The 1,700-nt window shown below is 71.5% G+C and carries 3 protein-coding genes and 1 pseudogene; 3 read left to right on the forward strand and 1 reads right to left on the reverse strand.

All coding sequences use genetic code 11. The features are described from left to right. Window positions 1-212: hypothetical protein (locus DMB80_RS27700; protein WP_205538987.1), on the reverse strand; the 212-nt coding region annotated here is incomplete at its 3' end. 121 nt (window positions 213-333) lie between these two features. Here DMB80_RS27700 and DMB80_RS27705 point away from each other — a divergent pair. The 3 genes and pseudogenes from DMB80_RS27705 to DMB80_RS27715 all read left to right on the forward strand — a co-directional run. Continuing rightward, entirely contained in the window at window positions 334-567 is a 234-nt protein-coding gene (locus DMB80_RS27705) for a hypothetical protein (RefSeq protein ID WP_111512750.1), read from the forward strand. 148 nt (window positions 568-715) lie between these two features. Beyond that, on the forward strand, window positions 716-1,408 hold the full coding sequence (locus tag DMB80_RS27710) for a response regulator transcription factor (RefSeq protein WP_111512751.1): 693 nt from the start codon (window positions 716-718) through the stop codon (window positions 1,406-1,408). Then, window positions 1,405-1,700: pseudogene (locus DMB80_RS27715) on the forward strand (two-component sensor histidine kinase); the annotation flags it as partial. The gene DMB80_RS27710 and the pseudogene DMB80_RS27715, both read left to right, overlap by 4 nt.

Below are 1,700 nucleotides of genomic sequence, written 5' to 3' on the forward strand. Positions count from 1 at the left end.
CGGCGGCGGAGCGTCTCGCCCCGGACCACCCGGACCACCCGCACCACCCGGACCACCCGGCCCGCCCGGGCCTGCGGGTCCTCGGTCAGGCCCGCCCGGGCCAGCCGGCCCACCCGGGCCTCCGGGTCCTCGGTCGTGACCACCCGGTCCTCCAGGTCCACCCGGACCGCGCTCAGGCCCGCCGGGGTCACCCGGACCCCAGCCCGGTCCACCCGGGCCGGCGGGTCCGCCCGGACCACCCGGGCCTCCCGGTCCATCCGGGCCCCAGAAGCCCGGACCGGGCGGCGCGGGTTGAGCGACCGACGCGGTGCCGACCGACAGCGACATCATCGGATGCGCGTCGGCCAGTGTGCCGCCGAGGAATCCGATGACCAGACCGGCGGCGGCAGCGCCCACGGCGGCACCGATCGGGTGGCGCCGTGCGGGTTCGCGAACCGTCGCCCAGCGGCTCTTCTTCTCGACCACAGGGGCCGGAGGTGCATAGTGCGGTTCGGGGATGCGGTCGGTTTCGGGGGTGTCGTCAAAGTGCTCGTCTGCCCGATCCTCGTGCGGGCGGTCGTCGTCTGAGCGAGCTTCGTTGGCCATGGGACCTCTTTCGTCGGGATAACTCGGACTGATCGCGACGCTAGGGCGTGGTGATGAAGCCAACCTGAAGAGCGGCGGCCGCAGCGGATTCTTCAGACGGGCTTCAGAGAGCACCGGCCAGAATGGACCCATGGGCGCCCCCGCAGACACCGACCGTGCCGCAGCCCGCGTGCTGGTCGTCGAAGACTCGTCGGCCATCCGCGAGATGGTGGTCGACGCCCTTGCGTCTGCCGGTTATGCCGCAGACGGCCGCGTCGACGGCGAGGGCCTGGAAGAGGCGCTCGACGGCTACCGGCCTGATCTGGTCATCGTCGACATCATGCTGCCGGGGCGAGATGGGTTCGCACTGGCCGACGTCGTCCGCCAGTGGGGCGACGTCGGCCTGATCATGCTGACCGCACGTGACGGTCTCACCGACCGGTTGCGCGGCCTCGACGGCGGCGCCGACGACTACGTGGTGAAACCGTTCGAGGTGCCCGAACTCGTGTCTCGGGTCGGGGCGGTACTGCGCCGGCGAGGGCGCCTGCCTGCGACCGTGCAGACCGGTGACCTCGTTGTCGATCGCGGTGCCGGCATCGCGTCGCGCGCCGGCGTGCCCCTCGATCTGACAGCCACCGAATTCCGGCTGCTGGACTTCCTTCTCGACCAGCGCGGCCGCATCGTCAGCGCCCACCAGATCCTCAACGCGGTCTGGGGTTACGCCTCCTACGACGACAACCTGGTGCACGTCCACATCAGCAGCCTGCGGCGCAAGATGGAGGCCCAGGGCCCACGGATCCTGCACACCGTCCGCGGCATCGGCTACCGATTGCAGGCGCGATGACCGCGACACCGTCGCTGCAGCGCCGCGTCGTGATCGCCGTCCTGGTTTTCCTCGCGGTCCTGCTCGTCGTGCTCGGCGTGGTCATCGACGTGTTGATCGGCGCCCAGGCCCGGCGCGACCTCAACAATCGCCTACAGGCGGGCGTCACCCGCGTCGATGCGCTGGCTCGTGCCGGTGTGCCGCCGTCGCAGTGGGCCGTCGAGGTCGACGGCGGCGGCATCCGGGCGGCCGTGTTCACCGCCGACGGCGAGCGGTACGGCGATCCCGTCATCGATCCCGATACCGCGGTCGG

The sequence above is a fragment of the Mycobacterium kyogaense genome, from assembly GCF_003254575.1.
GTDB lineage: Bacteria > Actinomycetota > Actinomycetes > Mycobacteriales > Mycobacteriaceae > Mycobacterium > Mycobacterium kyogaense.